This window comes from Altererythrobacter sp. MTPC7 (assembly GCF_042851395.1).
In the GTDB taxonomy this organism is placed as follows: domain Bacteria; phylum Pseudomonadota; class Alphaproteobacteria; order Sphingomonadales; family Sphingomonadaceae; genus CAJXSN01.
Map to the genome: position 1 here is coordinate 16,548 of NZ_BTGS01000018.1, position 20,759 is coordinate 37,306.

Below are 20,759 nucleotides of genomic sequence, written 5' to 3' on the forward strand. Positions count from 1 at the left end.
CGTTCAGGTGCCGGACGGTTTGTGCCGGTGCGACAGGAGACCTTTGCTCAATGGCACAGCGCGGCAGTCGCCGACAGGCGGCGCGCAAGTCCGGTAGCAGGCGCAGCCGCCGACCGGAGCCGAAACCGAGGCGCAGTGCGTTCGCGCGCTGGACGCGGCGCATCCTGTTCACCGGTATCTTCGCCGTTTTCCTGGGCGCGCTTTTCCTCGGGCTAGCCGTACTGTTCGCGGCCCGATCCCTGCCCGGCTATTACGAACTGAAGGCGCAGCAGACGGGCCAGACCATCGTCGTGCGCGCCCGCGACGGGACGCAGATCGTCGAACTCGGCCCCAGCTATGGCGAATGGCTGGAAAGCGGCGAGATTCCCGACGTCATGAAACAGGCGATGATCTCGGTCGAGGATCGCCGCTATTACTCGCATTACGGGGTCGATCCGCTGGGCCTGGCGCGCGCCGTCTATACGGCGGCGACCGGCAATGGCCGCGTATCCGCCACCTCCACCATCACGCAGCAGCTTGCCCGCAATGTCTTCCTGAACTCGAACCGCACGCTGGACCGAAAGATGCGCGAGGCGGTTCTGGCGATGGCGCTGGAATACAAGTTCTCGAAAGAGCAGATCCTCGAGCTGTATCTGAACAAGGTGTATTTCGGCGGCGGGGCGTACGGGATCGACAGCGCCAGTCGCAAGTTCTTCAGCCACCCCGCGACCGACCTGTCCGTGGCGGAGGCAGCGATTATCGCCGGGCTGGTGAAGGCGCCCAGCCGCTATTCCCCGACGGCCGATGTCGATGCCGCGGTCGGGCGGGCGAATGTCGTCCTGCGCCTGATGCGCGAACAGGGCCGCATCAGCCGGGCAGAGGCCGATGTCGATCCGTCCATGGTCCGGCTGAAGGAAGACAGTGCCGGCCAGAACTCGGTGCGCTATTTCACCGACTGGGCCCTGCCGCAGCTCGACATCCTGCTGCCCGAGACGTTCGAGCCGATCGAGGTCTGGACCACGCTGGACGTGGGCATGCAGCGCGCCGCCACCGCGTCCATCAAGGCAAACACGCCGGGCGGGGCGCAGGGCGCGCTGGTATCGCTCGACCGCGACGGGGCCATCCGCGCGCTCGTCGGCGGGACCGACTACGTGGAGAGCAATTTCAACCGCGCGACGAAGGCCCTTCGCCAGCCGGGGTCGAGCTGGAAACTGTTCGTCTATCTCGCCGCGCTGGAAGCAGGGTACAAGCCGGAAGACACGGTCAAGGATACGCAGACCACCATCGATGGCTGGACCCCGCGAAATTCGGGCGGCGGTTATGCGGGCGAGATCAGCGTGCGCACCGCCTTTGCCTATTCGAAAAACACCGTCGCCGCGCAGCTGGGCAACGAGGTTGGCTTCGGAACCGTCGCATCCATGGCGCGGCGGTTCGGGATCACGTCGGAAATCTCGACCTATCCGTCCATGGTGCTGGGCAGTTCGGAAGTCCGCCTGATCGACATGACGCGCGCCTTCGCCGCTGTCAGTGCAGGCGGCAATTCGGTGGAGCCCTATGGCATCGTCAAGGTCACGACTGCCAGCGGGGATACCATCTATACCCACCCGCGCGCCCGCTCGACGAAGCTCATTCCCGATTACGTGACCGCCGGAATTACCGACCTGCTGCAGGCCGCCGTTGCGACCGGCACCGGCCGGGCGGCCCAGATCGGGCGTCCGGTCGCGGGCAAGACCGGCACGACCAGTTCCAACAAGGACGGGTATTTCGTCGGCTTTTCCAGCGGCATCACCACCGGGGTCTGGATGGGGAAGGACGACAATTCCCGCGTTGCCGGACTGCAGGGCGGGCGAGCGCCTGCACAGGCCTTTGCCGCCTATATGCGCTATGCGGTGAAGGATCGCCCGGTCGAACCGTTCGATACCGAACTGGACCTGCCCGAATGGCAGCTGGAACCCGATGACGAGGTCATGTTCGGCGACCCGAGCGATTATTACTACATCGACGAACAGGGCAATCTGGTCGAGCCGGGCGGGGGAACATCGCCCGGTCGCGGCGACGGTTTCCCCGGCAGCGGATCGGGCAGCCCCGACGGGGTACGCCGCGACACAGGCGAGGACGGCGCGCCGCAGGCCGCCGACGACGATTTCCTGGAGCGTGCGACCGGCGGAGCGTCCGGTGGCAGCGGCAATGGCGGTGGGGGCAGCGTGACCGTGACCCGGCCCGCACCCCAGCCCAATCCGCCGGTCCGGATCGAGAACCCGCCAAGCCGCCCGGCGCCGATGCGAACTGCGCCAGCCTCGCCGCCGCAGCCTGCCCCGCCCGGGCCGGGCGCGCCGCAGCAGCAATAGGCGATGCAGCCAAGAAAAAGGCCCCGGCGGATCGCTCCGCCGGGGCCTTTTTCGTGCTTTCGTCCGATCAGCGCAATCTAACGGCTACATATACCGGCGGACGTCCGCGACTGATCTTGCGTAGCAAAACAGCATCACGATTGGCCTCGCTTGCTTCGGCAACGATTGCCTCAAGGTCTCCGATGCTGGCCACATCGCGATAATTGGCAGATACGATCACGTCGCCTCGCTGCATGCCTTTCCTGGCAGCGTCGGAATTCGGATCGACAAGCGCTACAACCACGCCCTGCGTATCGGCAGAGATGCCAAGCTGGCGCGTGATCTGCGGGGTCAGGTCGAGAACCTGCAGGCCGAGGCTTTCCGCCACCATCTCGCTATCTTCGCCTTCCGGCTCGTCCGGTTCGCTGTCGGGATCGAACATCTGCTGCTGGCGCAGTTCTTCCTCGCTCGGGCGGCGGCCGACGGTCAATTGGACCGTCCGGCGCGAACCGTCGCGGTAGAGTTCGATCGGGACCCGCGTGCCCGGCGCGATATTGGCGACGAGGAACGACAGCGTCTGTTCGGGCGTGACGTCCTGTCCGTTGACGCGGGTCACGATGTCGCCGGCCTTGATACCGCCGCGATCCGCCGCGCCATCGGGCACGACCGACTGGACGAATTCCCCGCGATTGCGGTCGATGCCGAGCGAATCCGCCACATCGTCCGTCACCGGCTGGATCTGGACGCCGAGATAGCCACGCTCGATCGCGTTGCCGCCCTTCAGCTGCTCGACGATCGGCTCGGCGATTTCTGCCGGGATGGCAAAGCCGATGCCGACGCTGCCGCCGCTGGGCGAGAAGATGGCGTTGTTGATGCCGATCACATTGCCCTGCATGTCGAACAGGGGGCCGCCCGAATTGCCGCGATTGATGGCGGCATCGGTCTGGATATAACGGTCATAGGCACCGCCCTGCCCGGTGTTGCGATAGACCGCCGAGACGATCCCGCTGGTCACCGTGCCGCCAAGGCCGAAGGGGTTGCCGATGGCCACGACCCAGTCGCCCGGGCGGGCCTGCGAGCTGTCGCCGAATTCGACGAAGGGGAAATCCTGGCTGCGGCTGATCTTCAGCACGGCAAGGTCGGACTGCGCATCGGCGCCGACCAGTTCCGCTTCGTATTCCGTGCCATCGGGCATGGTGACGGTGATTTCCTCCACCGTGCCGCGTCCGCTGGGGGAAACGACGTGATTGTTCGTCACCACGAAGCCGTCGGCGGAAATGATGAAGCCGGAACCCAGCGACTGGGCCTCCCGCGTCTGCGGCTGGTTGCTGCCACCGCCGCGATTGCCGAACAGCCCTTCGAAAGGCGTGCCTGCGAACGGGTTGCGGCTCTGCTGGACCTCGACACGCTGGCGGGTGGAGATATTGACGACGGAGGGCTGCAATTGCTCCGTCAGGTCGGCGAAGCTGGCCGGTGCCCCGGCGCGTGGGGCAATGCCCGACATCCGGGCATCGTCGTTCTGGGCGACCTGCGCCCCGGCGGGCTGGCCGGTGATCAGGGAGACGGTGGCGCCGCCGATCAGCAGCGCGGTGGAAAGTCCATAGGCGTAACGCACAGGTTTCACGTCCTCTCGTTCCTTTTCATTAATTTCAGTCAATCTACGCCCCCGGCTTGGGATTGGTTTCAGCGCAAGCGGACTGAATACCCATTGAACGGCGCGGCAGCAGGGCCGCGAGGGTCTGCGAACGACGCCCGACCCTCGACGGGCGTCGTTCGGCTGAATGCTTCAGCGGCGACCGCGGAACTGCCGCAGATATTCGTTGTCCGGCGACAGGATGATGCTGCTTTCGCCCGTGGCCTCGCCGCTGGCGAAGGTGGAATCATAGCTCTGCATCGCGCGGTAGAAGTCGTAGAATTCCGCGTCCTTGCCGAAACTCTCGGCATAGGTGTTGGCCGCTTCCGCGTCGGCTTCGGCGCGGATGATGCGGGCATCGCGCGAACCCTGCGCCCGGATGGTGCGGGCTTCACGCTCACGGTCCGATTCCATCCGGCGGAAGGCCGACTGCAAAGGCGCGTCGGGCAGGTCGGTGCGCATGATCTGCACGTCGATCACCTCCGCGCCGTATTGCGCCGCCTGCCGGTCCAGATTGGTGCGGACATTGGCGAGGGCCGAGCCGCGCTCCGCCGTCAGCATCGCCTGGAAGGTCCGGCGACCCAGTTCCTGCCGCAGAACGGAGTTCAGGATCGGCGTCAGCGCATTGCGCACACCCTCGGTCGAACCGGCGCGTTCCACCATGCGGACCGGATCGACGATCCGGAACCGGGCATAGGCATTGACCAGCAGGCGCTGCTGGTCGTTCGACAGCACTTCCTCGTCCGTCATCTCGAGGTCGAGCAGGCGCTTCTCGATCAGGCGTACGCTTTCGATGAAGGGCAGGCGGAAATAGAGACCGGCATTGGTCTCGCCGCCCGGCGTGTTCACCGTGCCGACGGGGTTACCCGTCCGGATCACGACGGCCTGTTCTTCTTCCGACACGACGAAGGCGCTCAGCGTGAAGACGATGATCGCCGCGAGCACTGCGAAGATCACGAGGCGATAATTCTGCCAGGTACTGGTCATAATTACTGCCCTCCCGTGGTTTCTGGCGCGGTGGCCTGCGGTGCAGGCTGTTGGGCCCTGCGGCGGATTTCCGGCAGCGGCAGGTACGGCGTGACATTGTCCGTTTCGACGATGGTCTTGTCGGTATCCCGCAGGACCCGCTCCATCGTCTCGTAATAGAGACGCTGGCGCGTCACCTGCGGCGCGAGGCGGTATTCCTCGTACACGCGGTCGAACGCCTCGGCCTCACCTTCGGCCTGGGCCAGCACCTGCTGCGCGTAACCGCGGGCCTGGTTGCGCGCGGCGTCGGCGTTCTGTTCGGCCACCTGCACGTCGCGGAAGGCATCGACCACCTCTGCCGGCGGGTCGGCCTTCTCGATTTCGACGCCCAGCACCTGGATGCCCGCCTGGTAGGTGTCGAGCGTCTGCTGCATGCGTTCGCGCACGTCCTGCTCGATCTCGGCACGGCCCTGACCGCTGAAGGTCTGGTCCAGTTCCTTCTCCGCCACGGCGGCGCGCATCGCCGCCTCGGCCGCTTCGTTGACGGTTTCCACCGGTTCCACGAGCCGGAACTTGAAATCTTCCAGATCCTTGATGTTCCAGCGCACGATGTAGCTCAGGTCGACGAGGTTCTGGTCGCCGGTCAGGATCAGCTTCACCTGGCTGTCGCTGCCCGGGATCTGCACGGCGCGCACGCCCTGCACGTCCTCCACCTCGACCACTTCGATCGGATAGGGGAGGGAAAAATTGAGGCCCGGCTCCATGGTCCGGGTATAATTGCCCAGCGTCTTGACCACGGCCTGCTCGCGCGGCTGGATCAGGTGGGTGCTGGTCATCAGCAGGAACAGGATGACGAGCGCGCCCAGGATGACGGGAAACCAGCTCTTGCCGCCGGGACGCGGGGGCAGGCGGAAGTTCGGGCCTCCGGGGCCGCCGCGGCGCGGACCTTCCGGCCCGCGGTTCTTGAAGATGTCTTCGATCTTGGCGGAGCGGCGCGGTTCCTCGCTGCTGCCGCCGGTGGGCGGAACCCACGGATTGCGCGGGCCGGAGCCCTTGCCCCCGGAACCGCTGCCGGAATCATTGCCGCTTCCGTCGGAGCCATCGCCGCCGGAGCCACTGCCATTCTGGGAATTTCCCCACGGGCTCTTGCCCGCCATCGCAAGGCCTAACCGCCTGCGAAAACCGTCCATGTCTGTCATGTCATCCCTTATAGGTAGGGATTGCGGGAAAAACAGGGGTGGCACCTGCAAAATTGCTGCTAGGGCTGCGGGCGCAATGGACGATGGGTCTCAACAGGTGGAAGCCGCGCTACGCAGCGCTCTTGTCAACGCGCCGGGCGCAGATGTCGCCGACCGGCTCAGCTCGCTCGTGGTCAGGGGGGCGGCAGCGACGTTGATCCTCGACGGCGCGGGCCTCACCGCGGCGGAGCGTGACGCCTTGGAGACTGAGGCCAGGGCGCAGGCCGGCGCGCATCCGGAGATCGACGAAGTTCGCGTCGCGGTCATGGCCCAGCGCACGGCACGGCGGATCATCGCGGTCGGATCGGGCAAGGGCGGCGTGGGCAAATCGACATTGACCGCGAACCTCGCCGTCGCGCTCAAACGCAGGGGCCACAAGGTCGGGGTGGTCGATGGCGACATCTACGGCCCCTCCCAGCCGACGCTGCTGAAATCCTCCGGCGCCAAACCGGTGGCGAAGGGTGAGAAGCTTCAGCCGGTAAAGGGCGTGCTGGACATTCCGATGCTGTCGATCGGTCATATTGTCGCGCCGGGCAAGGCGCTGGCATGGCGCGGGCCGATGGCGGCAGGCGCTCTGGGCCAGCTGATCGAGGCCGACTGGGGCGATGTCGAGACCCTGCTGGTCGACCTGCCCCCGGGGACGGGGGACGTGCAGCTGACCATGGTCCAGAAATTCAAGCCTGCAGGGGCGGTCATCGTCTCTACGCCGCAGGACCTGGCGCTGATCGATGCGGCCCGTGCAGGACAATTGTTCGAAACGGCGGGCGTCCCGGTCATCGGGCTGGTCGAGAATATGGCCGGTTACCAGTGCCCGCATTGCGGCGAGACGAGCGATCCCTTTGGGCAGGGCGGGGTGGAAGCCATTGCCGAGCGGCTGGAACTGCCCTTCATGGGCCGCGTGCCGCTGACCCTCGACATCAGGAAGGCCAGCGATGCGGGCGCACCGCCCGCCGCCGGCGACAGCGATGCCGGCGCCGCGTTCATGCCCATTGCGGACCGGCTGGCCGACTGGCTGCAACGGGAGGTCCGCTGAAGCGATGCGGGTCTCGCGGCGCGGATTGCTGGCGGGGGCTGCCGTGGGCGGCGGCCTGGTCGTCGCATGGGCGCTGTGGCCGCGAACCTTTCCCGGCCCGCTGACCACGACAGACGGGGAAACGGCCTTCGGTGCGTGGCTGAAGATCGGCTCCGACGGGGTTGTCACGGTGGCGGTTCCCCAGCTGGAAATGGGGCAGGGGGTCACGACCATATTGCCCCAAATCGTCGCGACGGAGCTGGGCGCGGACTGGCGGCAGGTCGCGGTGGAGCCGGCGCCCGTCAGCGGGGCCTATGCGAACATCCCCCTCGCCGCGCAGTGGGCGCCGCTGTGGATGCCGGATATTCCCGGCCTGTCCGAGCCCGAGGACGGCATCGTCGCAACCCGCTTCGCCCAGCAATCGCGCCTGACGGCAACGGCGGCGGGGACCACGCTGGCCGCCTATGAAATGCCTGCAAGGGAAGCGGCTGCTACTGCGCGCGACATGCTCGTGCGGGCGGCGGCAGGGCGATGGAATGTCGAGCCCGAATTGTGCGACACACGGGCCGGTTTCGTCGTCCATGAAAACCGGCAGCTGCGTTTCGCCGAGCTGGCGGCAGAGGCCGCGCTGCTGGGTCCGCCGGAACCGCCGCCGTTGCGCGTATTGCCGGCGGCGGAAACCCCGCTGCCCGGCGATAGCGACGGACCGCCTGCTTTCCCCCGGCTGGACCTGCCTTCGAAAGTGGACGGGTCGCACCTTTTTGCCGGCGATATCCGCCTGCCCGGAATGCTCTATGCCGGTATTCGCCAAGCCCCGGTTGCCCCTGCATCGGGGGTGCAGCGATACGACAGGGAGGCAGGCGAAGCGGTGGCCGGGGTCGTCGCCGTGGTGGAAGGGGACGACTGGGTTGCCGCCATCGCAGAGACGAGCTTCTCGGCAGAGCGCGCGCTCGACGCGATGGAGGTGCGCTTCTCTGCCACCGATCCGGTCGACAGTGCGACGATAGAGGAAGCGCTGGATGCCGCGTTGCGCGAAGGCGATGCCTATCTCGTCGCCAGTCGCGGCGAGACGGGCGGGGCGTTCGGGTCCGCATCCATTGCCCGCCGCTACGACGCCGCGCCCGCTCTGCACACGACTCTGGAAACCGCAACCGCGGTGGCGTGGCTTCGCGGCGGCAGGCTCGAGCTGTGGATGGCTTCGCAGGCGCCGGAACGTGCACGCGAGGCGGCCGGGCGTGCGGTGGGCATCTCTGCGGAGAACGTCGTCCTTTATCCCATGCCTGCAGGCGGCAGTTTCGACCGGCGGCTGGAGCACGAACACGCGAGGCAGGCCGCGCGGCTGGCAGGCGAGGTCGGCCGCCCGGTGCAGCTTGCTTGGACGCGGGAGCAGGAAACGCTGCGTGCCCCGCCGCGCACCCCGGTGGCAGCGCTCCTGGCGGCGAAGCTGGAGCCGGGCGGCACCATTGCCGCGATGCGGACGCGGCTGGCTCTGCCTGCCACGATGAAGGAAATGGGCCGCCGCCTGTTCCATGGCGAGGCGACGCAGGATGCGATAGAAGCTGTCGCAGGCGAGGCCGATGCGCTTGCCTGCGACGGCGCAATGCCGCCCTATGCCATACCGGATGCGGCGGTCTATCACGCCCCTGCCAGCCTTCTCCTCCCGACAGGGCGGATGCGCGCAGGCGCGCACGGCTACACCGCATTCTTCACCGAAAGCTTCATCGACGAAATCGCCAGCAAGGCGGGGCGCGAACCGCTGTCTTACCGGATCGGCATGCTGGGCGGCGATCCGCGCATGGTCGCGTGTCTGCAGCGTGCGGCGCGGATGGCACAGTGGGGCGGTGGCCGCGACCGGTCGGGGCAGGGTCTCGCCTGTCACCGCATGGGAGACGCCGCAGGGGGCGGCCGCATCGCCTGCATCGCGACCGCAGGGCAGAGAGAGGGCGGCTTCCAGGTGGCCAGCCTGCACGCGGCTGTCGACATCGGGCGGATCGTCAATCTCGATATTGCGCGCCAGCAGATCGAGGGCGGTCTCGTCCACGGGCTGGCGCTGGCAATGGGCAGCAGCGCCAGTTGGCGCGATGGCAGGCCGGACAATCGCCGCCTCGGTGAACTGGATTTGCCGCGGCTCGCCGACTGTCCTGCCATCGAGGTGGAGTTCATCGCCAGCGAGGAGCCGGCTTTCGATCCGGGCGAGCTGGGCCTGACGGTCGCAGCGCCCGCGATCGCCAATGCGCTGTTTTCCGCCACCGGCCTGCGCCTGCGCCGTCTCCCCCTGTTGTCGGGCGGGCTTTAGTTCCTCTTGACCCGGCCCGCGCTTCGCCCAAGTGAGCGCGCATGACCTGGGCCCCACAAAACCTCCCCGCGGACCATCCGCCCGTCGAAAGCGGGCGGATCGGCGTCCTGCTCGTCAACCTTGGCACGCCGGACGCGCCGGATACCAAATCGGTGAAGCGCTACCTGGCCGAGTTCCTCTCCGACCGCCGCGTGGTCGAAATACCGCCCATCGCGTGGCAGCCGATCCTGCGCGGCATCATCCTCAACACCCGCCCCAAAAAGAGCGCGGCAGCCTATCGCAAGGTATGGGGGGATGACGGCTCCCCGCTTGCCGCGATTACGAAGCGGCAGGCCAACGCGCTGCAGGTTCGGCTGGGCGGCGCGGTCACGGTGGACTGGGCAATGCGGTACGGCAATCCCTCGATCGACAGCCGGTTGCGCGCGCTGATGGATGCGGGATGCGAACGTATCCTGCTGGCTCCGCTCTACCCCCAGTATTCCGGCGCGACGACGGCCACGGTGGTGGACAAGGCCGCCGACACGCTGGCCGACCTGCGCTGGCAGATGAGCCTGCGGACCCTGCCGCCCTATCACGACCACCTGGCCTATCTGGATGCGCTGGAGGCCGATCTGGGCGCGCAGCTGGATGCGCTGGATTTCGCGCCGGAGGTTTTGCTGCTGAGTTTTCACGGAATGCCGCAGCGCACGCTGGATCTGGGCGATCCGTATCACTGTCATTGCCACAAGACCGCGCGCCTGCTGTCGGAGAGGCTCGGGCGGCGCGAAAAACTGGCCGGAATGCGCATCGTCACGACCTTCCAGTCCCGCTTCGGACCTGCCGAATGGCTGAAGCCCGCGACCGATGCGACCATCGACGAAGAGCTGGCGAAGGGCACCAGGCGGATGGCCGTCGCCATGCCGGGTTTTTCCGCCGACTGCCTGGAAACGCTGGAGGAAATCGCGATCGAGGGGCGGGCGCAGTTCCTCGATGGCGGGGGCGAGCAATATGCTGCGCTGACCTGCCTCAACGATACGAAGCCGGGTATCGACATGCTGGATACGCTGGTCAGGCAGGAACTATCGGGCTGGATATGACCCTCCGATTGCGCTACTTACACCGAGGTAAGTAGCAATACGCCACTGGAGGATGCCGCATGGCCACGATAGCCGCCGACCACGCCGCCGAAGCAAGGCCTTCTCACTGGAGCGAGGGCAAGCCATCGGAGGAGGACCTCGCGCATATCCCCGGCGAAGGCGGCTACCCGCTGGTCGGTCACACCTTCACCCAGCTTCGCGATCCCCACGCCTTCACCCGCCGCATGGTCGAAACCTATGGCCGGGTTTACAAGGTGAAGAGCTTCGGCGGCTGGAACGTTGCGCTGATCGGGGCCGATGCCAGCGAGCTGGTGCTGTTCGACCGGCAGAAGATCTTCTCCAGCGAACAGGGCTGGGGCCCGATCCTCGACAAGCTGTTTCCGCGCGGCCTCATGCTGATGGATTTCGACCATCACCGGATGGACCGGCGCGCGCTCTCGATCGCGTTCAAGCCCGGGCCGATGCGCCATTATTCGGGCCAGCTGAATGCCGGCATGGCCCGTGCGGTTGAAAAATGGGGCGAGGGCGCCGGCTCCACCCGGATGCAGTTCTACCCTGCGATCAAGCGGTTGACGCTGGACCTAGCGGCGGAAAGCTTCATCGGCCTGCCCTTCGGTCCCGAGGCGGATGCCATCAACCAGGCCTTTGTCGATGCGGTCCAGGCCTCCGTCGCCCCGGTTCGCAGGCCCCTGCCTTTCACCCAGATGAAACGCGGAGTGGACGGGCGCGCCTTCCTGATCGATTTCTTCAGCCGAGAAACCGTCCGCCGCCGTGCCGAGGGCGGGGGGCAGGACATGTTCAGCCAGTTCGCCACGGCAGAGCGCGACGACGGGTCGCTGCTGGAAGTGGACGAGGTTGCCGACCACATGAACTTCCTGATGATGGCGGCGCATGACACCATCACGTCCAGCGGGACGACCCTTGTCTGGCTGCTCGCCACGCATCCGGAATGGCAGGAAAAACTGCGCGAAGAATTGCGCGCCATCACCGACGATACCGGCAACCTGTCCTATGACGATTTCGGCAAGGTCGAAATGACCGAAATGGCATTCAAGGAAGCGCTCCGGATGATGCCGCCCGTGCCGTCGACCCCGCGCCGTGCGCTACGCAGCTTCGAATTCGGTGGCTACCGCATTCCTGCCGGTGCCCATGTCGGCATCAACACGCACTTTGTCCATCACGACGAGGAGCACTGGGACAACCCCCACGAATTCGACCCGATGCGCTTCACGCCGGACAAGGTGAAGGCGCGGCACAAATATGCATGGACACCCTTCGGCGGCGGCGCGCATATGTGCCTGGGCCTGCATTTCGCCTATATGCAGATCAAGGTGCTGATGGCCCACATGCTGACCCGCTACCGCGTCGAACTGGTCGGCGGGAAGAACCCGGACTGGCAGGCCTGGCCCATTCCCAAGCCGAAAGACGGGCTGCGGATCGAGCTGACGCGGCTCTGAACCCTCAGCTGAAATCGATGGCGATGCCGTCTTTTACCCAGTCACCGTAACGCGTCGGGGAAAGACCCTGCGGGTCATCCTCGCTCGCGTCGATCGGCTGCGGCTCGGGCGCCGGATCGTCGTTCCAGTGGGCAGGTTTCTTGAACCCTTCGGGGCGTTTGGTTGCGCGTTCCATGGCTTTCAAATGCTTTCGCTGGCGCGAGGTTTCAATACCGCCTAACGGGCGGCCATGGCCCAGCCGTCAGGAATTCATGCGCGCCGCGCCGCCTTGCAGATGCTCGATGCCGTTCTGCGCCGCGGCGATACGCTGGAACAGGCCGAGGGTCCGGCCCTGCGGCAGGTGCGCTCCGCGCCCGACAAGGCACTGGCCCGGGCCATAGTGGGGGAAACCTTGCGCTGGCTGGTCGATCTCGACGCGCTGATCGATTCCGCAACCCGCCAGAACCTGCCGCCGGACGCAAAGGCGCGCAGCGTCCTGCGGCTGATGCTGGCGCAGAAACTGCGGCTCGGCACGCCCGCGCACGCGGTCATTGCAACCGGCCTGCCTCTCCTGTCCGGCGGTCCGCGCCGCTTGGCGCACGGGGTGTTTTCTTCCCTCGACAAGCCCGACGTGTCCTTGCCTGGCGCACCGACCCTTCCGGATGCGGTGCATGCGCGGTGGGGGGACCGCGCGCAGGCGATTGCCGGGGGCCTGGCCGAACCGCCTCCCTTGGACCTGACCCTGCGCGAGCCTGAAGACACTGCGCCGTGGGCGACGCGTCTTGGCGGAGAAAGCCTCGCGCCCGGCCATGTGCGCCTGCCCCGCGGGCTGGCGGTCGAGACACTCGAAGGCTTCGGCACGAAGGATGGCGGCGGAGCATGGTGGGTGCAGGATCTCGCCGCATCGCTGCCTGCGCGGCTGCTCGGCGCGGGGGAGGGGCGCACCGTTCTCGACCTGTGCGCGGCCCCGGGTGGCAAGACGCTGCAGCTTGCAGCGCAGGGCTGGAAAGTCACCTCGCTCGACATCAGCAAGCGGCGGCTCGGCCTGCTCAAGGACAATCTGCGCCGTACCGACCTGTCGGCATCGACGATCCGCGCCGATGCGCTGGAATGGCAGCCGAAGCACCGCTTCGACGCGGTCCTGCTCGATGCGCCCTGCACGGCGACGGGCACCTGTCGCCGCCACCCGGACGTCCTGCACAGGATCGGCATGCGGCAGATAGAGGAAACGACCCGGTTGCAGGATCTCCTGCTGGCCCGCGCCGGCGCAATGCTGAAGCCCGGCGGCACGCTGGTCTACGCGGTCTGCTCGCTGGAAAGCGAGGAGGGCGAAGACCGGGCGCGCGGCGTCGATCTCGCGCCGGGGCCGATCGTTGCGGGGGAACTGCCGGCCGGCCTGCAACCTACGCCCGAAGGCTGGTTGCGGACCGATCCCGGGATGCTGCGCGACGAAGGCGGCCTCGACGGCTTCTTCATCGCGCGGTGGACGAAGGACCCCGATTAGGCGTCCTGCTTTACCTTGTCCTGGAAGCTCTTGCGAAGCTTCATCAGCTTGGGCGGAATGACGGCCATGCAATAGGGGTTTCGCTGGCCTTCGCCTTCCCAGTATTCCTGGTGATAGTCTTCTGCCGGATACCACGTCCCGCCTTCGATGGTCGTCACGGCCTCGCCCTGATTGCCCTCGTTCCAGCGGGCGATCGCGGCCTCAGCCTCGGCTTTCTGGGCATCGTCCAGCGGGAAGATCGCGCTGCGGTACTGGGTTCCGACATCGTTGCCCTGGCGGTTCAGCTGGGTCGGGTCATGGGTGCCCATAAACATGTCGAGGATTTCACCATAGCTCACCACATCGGCATCGTAGACCAGCTTCACGGCCTCCGCATGGCCGGTCCGGCCGGTGCAGATTTCCTTGTAGGTCGGGTTTTCGGTCTCGCCGCCGATATAGCCGCTTTCGACCTCGGTGACGCCGATCACGTCCTTGAACACCGCTTCGGTGCACCAGAAGCAGCCTCCGGCCAGAATCGTGGTTTCGCTGTTGCTCATTGGGAACTCTCCATTGTGTGCTAGGTAGATAGGAAGGTCCCACCCGGCATCAAGCGGCTGGGACCGATGGGCGCCCGGCGCGCCTGCGACAGGGAGATATTTTCATGCGTTTCAAGACCATCACCGCGGCGCTGTGTGCTGCATCCCTCGCCGTACCTGCCATGGCGCAGGACACCCCCTCGACCGGCGAACGTATCCTCGGCGGCATCCTCCAGCGTGTGCTGGGGGTGGAGCAGCCCGACGCCGATGAAGACGATGCTGCGGACATTGCGGTGGAGACCGCCGCCTACAGCACGCCCGACATGGCCACCGTGCTGGCGGATGCGCGCCGCGACGACGACCGCGCCCGGGACGCGTGGCGCAATCCTGCGCAGACGCTCGAATTCTTCCGCGTCGCGCCCGGCATGACCGTCGTCGACTACATGCCGGCCAGCGGCTGGTATACGCGCGTCCTCGTTCCCTATCTGGGCACCGGGGGCCGGTATCTCGGCCTGACGCCCGATCCCGCCGCTGCCGACGGCGAACGGTTCGCCAATTATTTCGAAGGGCTGCCCGCCAGCTTCCGCGAAAACGCGGGCGGATGGACCTTGAACGGTGCGCCTTACGGTGTCGTCTCGTCCGACCAGCTGAGCGATGCGACAGACGGCACGGCCGACCGCGTGCTGGTTTTCCGCGAGATGCACAACCTGCTGCGGTCCGGCGCGATGTACACCGAGCTGACCCGGATGCGCGACCTGCTGAAGGATGACGGCATGCTCGGCATCGTCCAGCACCGTGCCCGCGCAGATGCGCCTGCCGACTACACGCTCGGCAATAACGGCTATCTGCGCCAGCAGGACGTCATCGCGCTGGTCGAGGCGCACGGTTTCCAGCTGGTCGGCACCAGCGAGATCAACGCGAACCCCAACGATGCGGCAAACTGGGATGGCGGTGTCTGGACCCGCGCACCCAGCTATCGCGGGGCCGAGAAGGGGACCGAAGCGCGCGCAACGGCCGAGGCAATCGGCGAAAGCGACCGCATGACCCTGCTGTTCCGCAAGCGGTAATCGCGCTAGGGCGCGGCGATGCAAGACTCGAACGAGATTACCGTCGCCGCGCTCCAGCTCGACCTGTCGAGCCAGGACAGCGCCGCCAATATCGAAGCCGTTTCGCAGCTCGTCGCCGATGCGGCGGGCCGCGGCGCGGACGTCGTCCTGCCGCCGGAACTGTTCGACGGACCCTATTTCTGCAAGGTGGAGGACGAGGCGCTGTTCGAGCGCGCGCGGCCCACGGCAGACCATCCCAATGTGAAGGCGATGGCGCGCCTGGCAGCACAACTGGGCGTCGCCATCCCGACCAGTTTCTTCGAACGCGACGGGCCGCATTACTACAACTCGCTGGCCATGATCGACGCGCGCGGCGAGGTGATGGGCGTCTATCGCAAGAGCCATATCCCCGATGGTCCGGGCTACGAGGAGAAATTCTATTTCCGTCCCGGCAATGGGGGTTTCCGTGTCTGGGACCTGCCCGTCGGCAATCGGATGGTGCGCATCGGCGTCGGCATCTGCTGGGACCAGTGGTATCCGGAAACGGCGCGCGTCATGGCACTCATGGGGGCAGAATTGCTGTTCTATCCCACGGCCATCGGGTCCGAGCCGTATGACGCGGAATTCGACACATCCGCCATGTGGCAACGCGCGATGCAGGGGCACGCCGTTTCCAATTGCATGCCGGTGATCGCTGCCAACCGGATCGGCGTGGAAGACGGACAGGCATTCTACGGCCACAGCTTCATCACCAACGAATGGGGCCACAAGGTGGTCGAATTCGGCCGCGAGGAAGACGGCGTCCTGGTCGCGACGCTCGACCTGCAGACGGCCGAGAAACACCGTGCGGGCATGGGCTTCTTCCGCGACCGCAGGCCGGAACTCTACGGCCGCATCTGCCAGGATATCTGACGCCGTGGGCGACGGGGCGAGCCACGCCTATCTCGTCGCGCTCGGATCGAACCAGCGCCATGTTCGTGAAGGACGCCCGGTACAAATCATCGACCGTGCGGTGGAGGCATTTCGCCAGCGCGGCCTTGCGGTCGAGGCTGTCTCCCCCGCCGTGACCAGTGCCCCGGTCGGTCCGTCGCAGCGCCGCTACGCCAATGCGGCCGCGCTGATACGAACACGCCTCGCGCCACTCGACCTGCTGGCCGAATTGCAATCTATCGAGACGGTTTTCGGTCGGCGACGCCGGGGCCAGCGCTGGCGGTCGCGCACGCTCGATCTCGATATCGTGCTCTGGTCGGGGGGCATCTTCGATACGCCGGACTTGAGCATACCGCATCCCGCATTCCGGGAGAGGGACTTCGTGCTCGGTCCCCTGATGGAAACAGGGCGCAACTGGCGCGATCCGGTGACGGGCCTTGCCGTCCGGCACCTTCACGCAAGGCTGGTCAAGCCGCGCCCGCTGCGCCTTTGACCATAATTTCCTGGCCGCCAGCGCCCCAAGTGCCTTGACCCGTCGGGGCCATCGCCCTAGGCGCTCCATCCGGTGGTTGGGCCCTTAGCTCAGTTGGTAGAGCAACTGACTTTTAATCAGTAGGTCGCTGGTTCGAACCCAGCAGGGCTCACCACCCAGTCCGTGACTTTCGACGGAAATGCCGTCTCTGCGGACTGCCCGGATTTTTCCCCGTCTTTCCGTGGCTTTGCCAAGGGCATCGTTTGCGCCCAATCTCTTTACGGTCTCTGTCGTCGGAAATCGGCGAGAATTTGGCCGAGCAGTCTCTGTGGCCCAAAAGGTGCCCTACGATTGGATTGTGATGCGGTGTCAGTTGGCCAGCAGCATCCGGCGCTGCGCCGCCCAATCGAGCGGAAGCGAGGCGGCACGGACCAGTTTTCTAACCGAAAGGTGAGTAGGCTGCGAACCATCGAGGATGGCGATTACAATGTCCGGCGCGAGGTAGCTTAGTTTCGCCGTGCGCTCGAGGTGGCGACGCTGACGGATCGGCATCGCTGCAACGTCGGTGTCGTCCATTGCCAGCAACTTATCGCGAGCCTCGAACGCTCTCCCGAGCAAATTAATCAACATCTGGTTGGGGGCGGTTCTGCTTCCGACCGGAGGTTCGAGCCGGAGGCGCTGCTCATGACCGTAGGCTCTCGTGGTGCTAGTCACGTCGATCTCGGCCACGGTCGATCCTTTCTTTTCCGCGCAGGTGTCTTCGAAGAGACATGCGAGATCGAGCGTCGCATTGATCGAATGCTTTCCCACCGTCACCCGTAGATTGAGATCGGCCAGTTCGTTCTTGAGGACGGTCCCCTCAGCCGAGCGCAGTTTGCTTGCAAGATCACGTGCTGCAGAAACGGCAGTCTGACGGTCGCAGTCCTTCACGCCATCAAGCAGGGACCGAAGCCTGTTCGCATCGCTAAGGAAGCTCGCCATTGCATCAATGACCGCCCTTTCAAGACCCCGTGCAGGCAAGCGAACAGCAGCATGCCTCGATCCGTCACGTAGGATGGAAGCGTAGTAGCGATAATGCTTGCCATGATTTTGCGTGTGGCATGGGGTCATTGGCCTGCCATGCTCGTCATTGACGCGCCCGGCCAGGACGCTGATCCGCGAAGCGTTCGCCATGCCACGGGATCTTCCGTTGCTGAGTGTCAGCTTTGCCTGCACCCGATCGAACAACTCCTGGTCGACAATAGCATCGTGTTCTCCTTCGTATGCCTTTCCCTTGTGGGTAATGAGCCCGAGGTAGATGCGGTTCGACAGAAGGTGCGCGAGCGCGCCGCGCCGGAAGGGGGTTCCACCCTTCACCGATCCATCCCGCATCTGCCTTCGCTTGCTAACTACGCCGTCACGCTCCAGCTCTTCTACAAGCGATGGCACGCCATCGGTTTCGAGGTAGCGTTGCATGATTTCGCGGACGGTTGCAGCCTCCTCGGGAACCACGAGGAGCTTGCGGTTCTTCACTTCGTAGCCGAGCGGGACCGGCCCGCCCATCCACATACCGCGCTTCTTCGATGCCGCGATCTTGTCGCGGATGCGTTCGGCAGCGACCTCGCGTTCGAACTGTGCGAACGAGAGCAGCACGTTGAGTGTCAACCTGCCCATCGAGTTTGTGGTGTTGAACGACTGAGTCACGCTCACAAACGAGCAATTTGCGGCATCGAAGGTCTCGACGATCTTCGCGAAGTCGGTAAGGCTCCGAGTCAGGCGGTCGATCTTGTACACGACCACCACGTCTACCCTGCCATCCGCGACGTCCGACAGGAGCTTTTGTAGCGCCGGTCTCTCCATGCTACCGCCTGAGTATCCGCCATCGTCATAGTGATTGGCTAGCTGCACCCAGCCTTCGTGCGATTGGCTGACGATATAGGCCCCGCATGCCTCTCGCTGGGCATCGAGGGTGTTGAATTCTTTCTCGAGTCCCTCTTCGGTCGACTTGCGTGTGTAGATCGCGCAGCGACGCTGCTTGGTGCTCTCACCCATCGGTCATCACTCCAATCTTCGCCTACCGAGGTGAACCGATCCCGAAAAAGCGCGGTCCAGACCAGCGCGCTCCGGTAATCTCGCGAGCTACCGCGCTCAGCGACCCATAGCGCTCGCCCCGATACTCGACGCCTTCGTCGAGCACGAACACCTGGTGCACTTCGCCGTGCCATGTTCGCGACAGCCATGTGCCGGGTCGAACACTGTACTTAGCTGAATGCGTATCTGCGCCGCCCGCGTTCGCTACCGACCTGATCCGCCTGATATCTGCTGCGGCAAGCCCGCCGAGCACCTTCTCCTGTTCGCGATAAGCCAGCGCCCTTGCCAAGAGGCCCGAACCAAAAGCAGGAGGTGGAGGCGACTTCATCAGCCGCCTCCACTCAGCTCTTCGTTCTCTGGCCGACATCGCTTCAATTGTTGCAATGCGGTCCGCAAGCATCACTTCGACGCGCTCGCGATCGAGTATCGCGATACTCCGTCGTTTTTCGTCCGGGTAATCTCGCGACCCTTCTTGCGAAGTCCGCTCAATGCGGCGTGGGTGGTATGCGGCAACCAACCGGTCGCCTTCACCATCTCCTGAAGGCTCGCACCGTTCTTGCGGCGCATCAGCGCGATAATCTTGTCAATCTTTCTAGCCGACTTCGCGCTGGACGCGCTTTTCTTTGGTGTCGTGGTCTTGCTCATGGATGGTTCTCCGTGTCACGGGCGGCACTGTGCCGCCCTACCACCCAAGGCCCCGCTACGCGCCTGGCGTCGGGGGTGCAGCCCAATGGAGGCTGCGACTCATTGACACCACCAATGCTTGGTGTGCTGCCCAAGTCGAATGGTTTTTGCCGAGATGACGAATGTCCTCAATGCGCCCCAATGTCGGACATTTGCGAGCCTAGGGAACTAACCCGAAAGCTGCCGTTCCGGAATGTGGTACTAGCGCTCAGAAAAATCCTTAGTGGCCGAGCGGCTCAAACTTCTGCCCGCTCATGTAGACGTTGCAATAAATCCACTCGTTGCAAGGCCATACCAACGCATGGTCTGGCGTTCTGGTCCACACGCTCGCTGGTTCAACTTTCAAATTTTCGGTCACTTTCGAGGCTCTTCTGGCTATAGTTGGAAAGTCACCTCTGTAGAGCCTGCGGGCTGTTCGGAGATATGGGTGATCATTTCTTCAACACACAGGCTCGCAGCCACTCTGAACAGTTGCATACTTCTCTGACTGGCGGCACGATTTCGGTCGCAAGCTGCAGTGTCTGGTCGAAAGTCCTGCACCGCAGAGGCCGTGGCCCAGAGCTCGTTTGGGCCGCGCCAGAAGACGGCGGTCAGTGGCCTACAGGTGTAAATCCGATCTGCTCTTTGGCGCTCATACTGGGCTGACCAGTAGCCATGATCAAAACAAAATTCGTTCTCGGAAACGACTTTGCCAAACTCTGTGCCAGTGGTGCGATCCTCGTCAAGCGTCTTGGCACCGCGGTCGTCCCCTCCGTCCCACAGTGTCTCCAACCTCTTCGCATTTTTCATGATTCCATTGCGCATGAGATCGCGCGTTTCCCTTATCGCCATTTCATCAAGTGTCTGCAGTTTGCCCAAACGGCCAACCACTATGAATTCGCACCAAGTTCGAATTCGGGAGAGGTTGCCATGACTGTCGCGAAAGAAGAGAAATACGACATAGTGGTATCGCCCAGGTCCGATCGGGATGTGCTGATCGTGCGCCTCGAGTGCGGCGGGGTCCCGGCAGAGGAAAACCGAGACGAGTTCGATGTCGCTCGGCGTTGGCGTGAGATTGGCTCCAAACGCGTCTTCAGCGCTCATGTGCATGCGCCGCAAGTCTTGAGGCTGTCCGTATCCAGTGCCTTTCGCGTGTAGCTAGGCACAGCCATTTTGCCTTCCCGGTATCGGGGCATAAGATTGCGGAGTTTGCCCGGACGAGAAGGCTGCCAACTACTTGCAATTCGTGGTCGCCTTTTTCTTTTGGACCACCTCCATCAAGCGGTATCCAATAGTTTCGATCCGGGACAAGCCGCGAAGATTCATGGTGACAGAGCCCAAGAATCTATCAGCTTCTAGCGCTGTGCTTCTTGTAATTCTGATCTCCACGCGACTGGCGGATTTCATTCTGGCAAGTTCATCGTTCGTGAGAAAGCCAATCGCCCTAGCATTGCCCTTGGATATTTCATTGTGTCCCGCAGCATGGACAAGTTCCCCGTCAGCGAAGACATAGTGATTCAGATAAGAACTGGGAATGTGGCCGGAACCAAGGGAGAGACGATAGCGGACATCACCGTTATCTGAGTACCGGACATT

19 protein-coding genes and 1 tRNA gene are annotated in these 20,759 nt (G+C 64.7%); 10 read left to right on the forward strand and 10 right to left on the reverse strand.

Going from position 1 to position 20,759, the window contains the following annotated elements:
• Window positions 1-50 precede the first annotated feature (50 nt).
• Complete coding sequence (locus ACGHJ7_RS13415) at window positions 51-2,327, forward strand: transglycosylase domain-containing protein (RefSeq protein WP_390478650.1); 2,277 nt, start codon at window positions 51-53, stop codon at window positions 2,325-2,327.
• Between the two features lie 67 nt (window positions 2,328-2,394).
• On the opposite strand, the gene ACGHJ7_RS13420 is transcribed toward ACGHJ7_RS13415, so the two are convergent.
• The 3 genes from ACGHJ7_RS13420 to hflK all read right to left on the reverse strand — a co-directional run bounded on the left by ACGHJ7_RS13420 (window position 2,395) and on the right by hflK (window position 6,104).
• The gene (locus tag ACGHJ7_RS13420; RefSeq protein WP_390478700.1) at window positions 2,395-3,921 is read right to left on the reverse strand and encodes a Do family serine endopeptidase; all 1,527 of its coding nucleotides are present in this window, start codon (window positions 3,919-3,921) and stop codon (window positions 2,395-2,397) included.
• 171 nt (window positions 3,922-4,092) lie between these two features.
• A complete protein-coding gene (hflC, locus tag ACGHJ7_RS13425) occupies window positions 4,093-4,926 on the reverse strand; it encodes a protease modulator HflC (protein WP_390478653.1) in 834 nt (277 codons plus the stop codon).
• A gap of 2 nt (window positions 4,927-4,928) precedes the next feature.
• On the reverse strand, window positions 4,929-6,104 hold the full coding sequence (gene hflK, locus ACGHJ7_RS13430; RefSeq protein ID WP_390478655.1) for a protease modulator HflK: 1,176 nt from the start codon (window positions 6,102-6,104) through the stop codon (window positions 4,929-4,931).
• A gap of 76 nt (window positions 6,105-6,180) precedes the next feature.
• Here hflK and ACGHJ7_RS13435 point away from each other — a divergent pair, with 76 nt between their 5' ends.
• The 4 genes from ACGHJ7_RS13435 to ACGHJ7_RS13450 are packed head-to-tail and all read left to right on the forward strand — an operon-like array spanning window position 6,181 to window position 11,984.
• The gene (locus ACGHJ7_RS13435; RefSeq protein WP_390478658.1) at window positions 6,181-7,176 is read left to right on the forward strand and encodes an Mrp/NBP35 family ATP-binding protein; all 996 of its coding nucleotides are present in this window, start codon (window positions 6,181-6,183) and stop codon (window positions 7,174-7,176) included.
• Window positions 7,177-7,180: 4 nt separating this feature from the next.
• Complete coding sequence (locus ACGHJ7_RS13440; protein WP_390478661.1) at window positions 7,181-9,451, forward strand: molybdopterin cofactor-binding domain-containing protein; 2,271 nt, start codon at window positions 7,181-7,183, stop codon at window positions 9,449-9,451.
• Window positions 9,452-9,492: 41 nt separating this feature from the next.
• Complete coding sequence (hemH, locus tag ACGHJ7_RS13445; RefSeq protein WP_390478664.1) at window positions 9,493-10,527, forward strand: ferrochelatase; 1,035 nt, start codon at window positions 9,493-9,495, stop codon at window positions 10,525-10,527.
• Window positions 10,528-10,586: 59 nt separating this feature from the next.
• Window positions 10,587-11,984, forward strand: coding sequence for a cytochrome P450 (locus ACGHJ7_RS13450; RefSeq protein WP_390478667.1), 1,398 nt, complete (start codon window positions 10,587-10,589; stop codon window positions 11,982-11,984).
• 4 nt (window positions 11,985-11,988) lie between these two features.
• Here ACGHJ7_RS13450 and ACGHJ7_RS13455 read toward each other — a convergent pair whose 3' ends face one another.
• Entirely contained in the window at window positions 11,989-12,159 is a 171-nt protein-coding gene (locus ACGHJ7_RS13455) for a DUF1674 domain-containing protein (RefSeq protein WP_390478670.1), read from the reverse strand.
• A 54-nt stretch (window positions 12,160-12,213) separates the two neighbouring features.
• Here ACGHJ7_RS13455 and ACGHJ7_RS13460 point away from each other — a divergent pair, with 54 nt between their 5' ends.
• On the forward strand, window positions 12,214-13,467 hold the full coding sequence (locus tag ACGHJ7_RS13460; RefSeq protein WP_390478673.1) for an RsmB/NOP family class I SAM-dependent RNA methyltransferase: 1,254 nt from the start codon (window positions 12,214-12,216) through the stop codon (window positions 13,465-13,467).
• On the opposite strand, the gene msrA is transcribed toward ACGHJ7_RS13460, so the two are convergent.
• Complete coding sequence (msrA, locus tag ACGHJ7_RS13465; RefSeq protein ID WP_390478676.1) at window positions 13,464-14,003, reverse strand: peptide-methionine (S)-S-oxide reductase MsrA; 540 nt, start codon at window positions 14,001-14,003, stop codon at window positions 13,464-13,466. The genes ACGHJ7_RS13460 and msrA overlap by 4 nt on opposite strands.
• Before the next feature lie 104 nt (window positions 14,004-14,107).
• Between msrA and ACGHJ7_RS13470 the strand changes: the two genes are divergently transcribed.
• The 4 genes from ACGHJ7_RS13470 to ACGHJ7_RS13485 all read left to right on the forward strand — a co-directional run bounded on the left by ACGHJ7_RS13470 (window position 14,108) and on the right by ACGHJ7_RS13485 (window position 16,605).
• Entirely contained in the window at window positions 14,108-15,049 is a 942-nt protein-coding gene (locus ACGHJ7_RS13470; protein ID WP_390478679.1) for a class I SAM-dependent methyltransferase, read from the forward strand.
• A gap of 18 nt (window positions 15,050-15,067) precedes the next feature.
• On the forward strand, window positions 15,068-15,940 hold the full coding sequence (gene aguB, locus ACGHJ7_RS13475) for an N-carbamoylputrescine amidase (RefSeq protein ID WP_390478681.1): 873 nt from the start codon (window positions 15,068-15,070) through the stop codon (window positions 15,938-15,940).
• Window positions 15,941-15,944: 4 nt separating this feature from the next.
• Entirely contained in the window at window positions 15,945-16,451 is a 507-nt protein-coding gene (gene folK, locus ACGHJ7_RS13480) for a 2-amino-4-hydroxy-6-hydroxymethyldihydropteridine diphosphokinase (RefSeq protein WP_390478684.1), read from the forward strand.
• A gap of 78 nt (window positions 16,452-16,529) precedes the next feature.
• Window positions 16,530-16,605 (forward strand) — tRNA-Lys (locus tag ACGHJ7_RS13485).
• A gap of 194 nt (window positions 16,606-16,799) precedes the next feature.
• Here ACGHJ7_RS13485 and ACGHJ7_RS13490 read toward each other — a convergent pair.
• The 5 genes from ACGHJ7_RS13490 to ACGHJ7_RS13510 form a co-directional block, all read right to left on the reverse strand.
• Window positions 16,800-18,461, reverse strand: coding sequence for a recombinase family protein (locus ACGHJ7_RS13490; RefSeq protein ID WP_390478687.1), 1,662 nt, complete (start codon window positions 18,459-18,461; stop codon window positions 16,800-16,802).
• 22 nt (window positions 18,462-18,483) lie between these two features.
• Window positions 18,484-18,900 (reverse strand): DUF2924 domain-containing protein, encoded by a 417-nt coding sequence (locus ACGHJ7_RS13495; RefSeq protein WP_390478690.1) that lies wholly within the window; start codon window positions 18,898-18,900, stop codon window positions 18,484-18,486.
• Entirely contained in the window at window positions 18,900-19,145 is a 246-nt protein-coding gene (locus ACGHJ7_RS13500; protein WP_390478692.1) for a DUF3489 domain-containing protein, read from the reverse strand. The genes ACGHJ7_RS13495 and ACGHJ7_RS13500 overlap by 1 nt, the downstream gene beginning before the upstream one ends.
• Before the next feature lie 414 nt (window positions 19,146-19,559).
• A complete protein-coding gene (locus ACGHJ7_RS13505; protein ID WP_390478695.1) occupies window positions 19,560-20,267 on the reverse strand; it encodes a hypothetical protein in 708 nt (235 codons plus the stop codon).
• Between the two features lie 129 nt (window positions 20,268-20,396).
• Window positions 20,397-20,759 (reverse strand): hypothetical protein (locus ACGHJ7_RS13510; RefSeq protein ID WP_390478698.1); only part of this gene is annotated, 363 nt, incomplete at its 5' end.

What these genes read in the sequence shown, in the direction of transcription:
- ACGHJ7_RS13495 (WP_390478690.1), bottom strand. Translation starts at nt 18,900, where the DNA reads ATGCTTGCGGACCGCATTGCAACAATTGAAGCGATGTCGGCCAGAGAA.
- ACGHJ7_RS13440 (WP_390478661.1), top strand. Translation starts at nt 7,181, where the DNA reads ATGCGGGTCTCGCGGCGCGGATTGCTGGCGGGGGCTGCCGTGGGCGGC.
- hflC (WP_390478653.1), bottom strand. Translation starts at nt 4,926, where the DNA reads ATGACCAGTACCTGGCAGAATTATCGCCTCGTGATCTTCGCAGTGCTC.
- ACGHJ7_RS13415 (WP_390478650.1), top strand. Translation starts at nt 51, where the DNA reads ATGGCACAGCGCGGCAGTCGCCGACAGGCGGCGCGCAAGTCCGGTAGC.
- ACGHJ7_RS13435 (WP_390478658.1), top strand. Translation starts at nt 6,181, where the DNA reads ATGGACGATGGGTCTCAACAGGTGGAAGCCGCGCTACGCAGCGCTCTT.
- ACGHJ7_RS13455 (WP_390478670.1), bottom strand. Translation starts at nt 12,159, where the DNA reads ATGGAACGCGCAACCAAACGCCCCGAAGGGTTCAAGAAACCTGCCCAC.
- msrA (WP_390478676.1), bottom strand. Translation starts at nt 14,003, where the DNA reads ATGAGCAACAGCGAAACCACGATTCTGGCCGGAGGCTGCTTCTGGTGC.
- ACGHJ7_RS13505 (WP_390478695.1), bottom strand. Translation starts at nt 20,267, where the DNA reads ATGAGCGCTGAAGACGCGTTTGGAGCCAATCTCACGCCAACGCCGAGC.
- aguB (WP_390478681.1), top strand. Translation starts at nt 15,068, where the DNA reads ATGCAAGACTCGAACGAGATTACCGTCGCCGCGCTCCAGCTCGACCTG.
- hemH (WP_390478664.1), top strand. Translation starts at nt 9,493, where the DNA reads ATGACCTGGGCCCCACAAAACCTCCCCGCGGACCATCCGCCCGTCGAA.
- ACGHJ7_RS13460 (WP_390478673.1), top strand. Translation starts at nt 12,214, where the DNA reads ATGGCCCAGCCGTCAGGAATTCATGCGCGCCGCGCCGCCTTGCAGATG.
- ACGHJ7_RS13470 (WP_390478679.1), top strand. Translation starts at nt 14,108, where the DNA reads ATGCGTTTCAAGACCATCACCGCGGCGCTGTGTGCTGCATCCCTCGCC.
- ACGHJ7_RS13450 (WP_390478667.1), top strand. Translation starts at nt 10,587, where the DNA reads ATGGCCACGATAGCCGCCGACCACGCCGCCGAAGCAAGGCCTTCTCAC.
- hflK (WP_390478655.1), bottom strand. Translation starts at nt 6,104, where the DNA reads ATGACAGACATGGACGGTTTTCGCAGGCGGTTAGGCCTTGCGATGGCG.
- ACGHJ7_RS13500 (WP_390478692.1), bottom strand. Translation starts at nt 19,145, where the DNA reads ATGAGCAAGACCACGACACCAAAGAAAAGCGCGTCCAGCGCGAAGTCG.
- ACGHJ7_RS13490 (WP_390478687.1), bottom strand. Translation starts at nt 18,461, where the DNA reads ATGGGTGAGAGCACCAAGCAGCGTCGCTGCGCGATCTACACACGCAAG.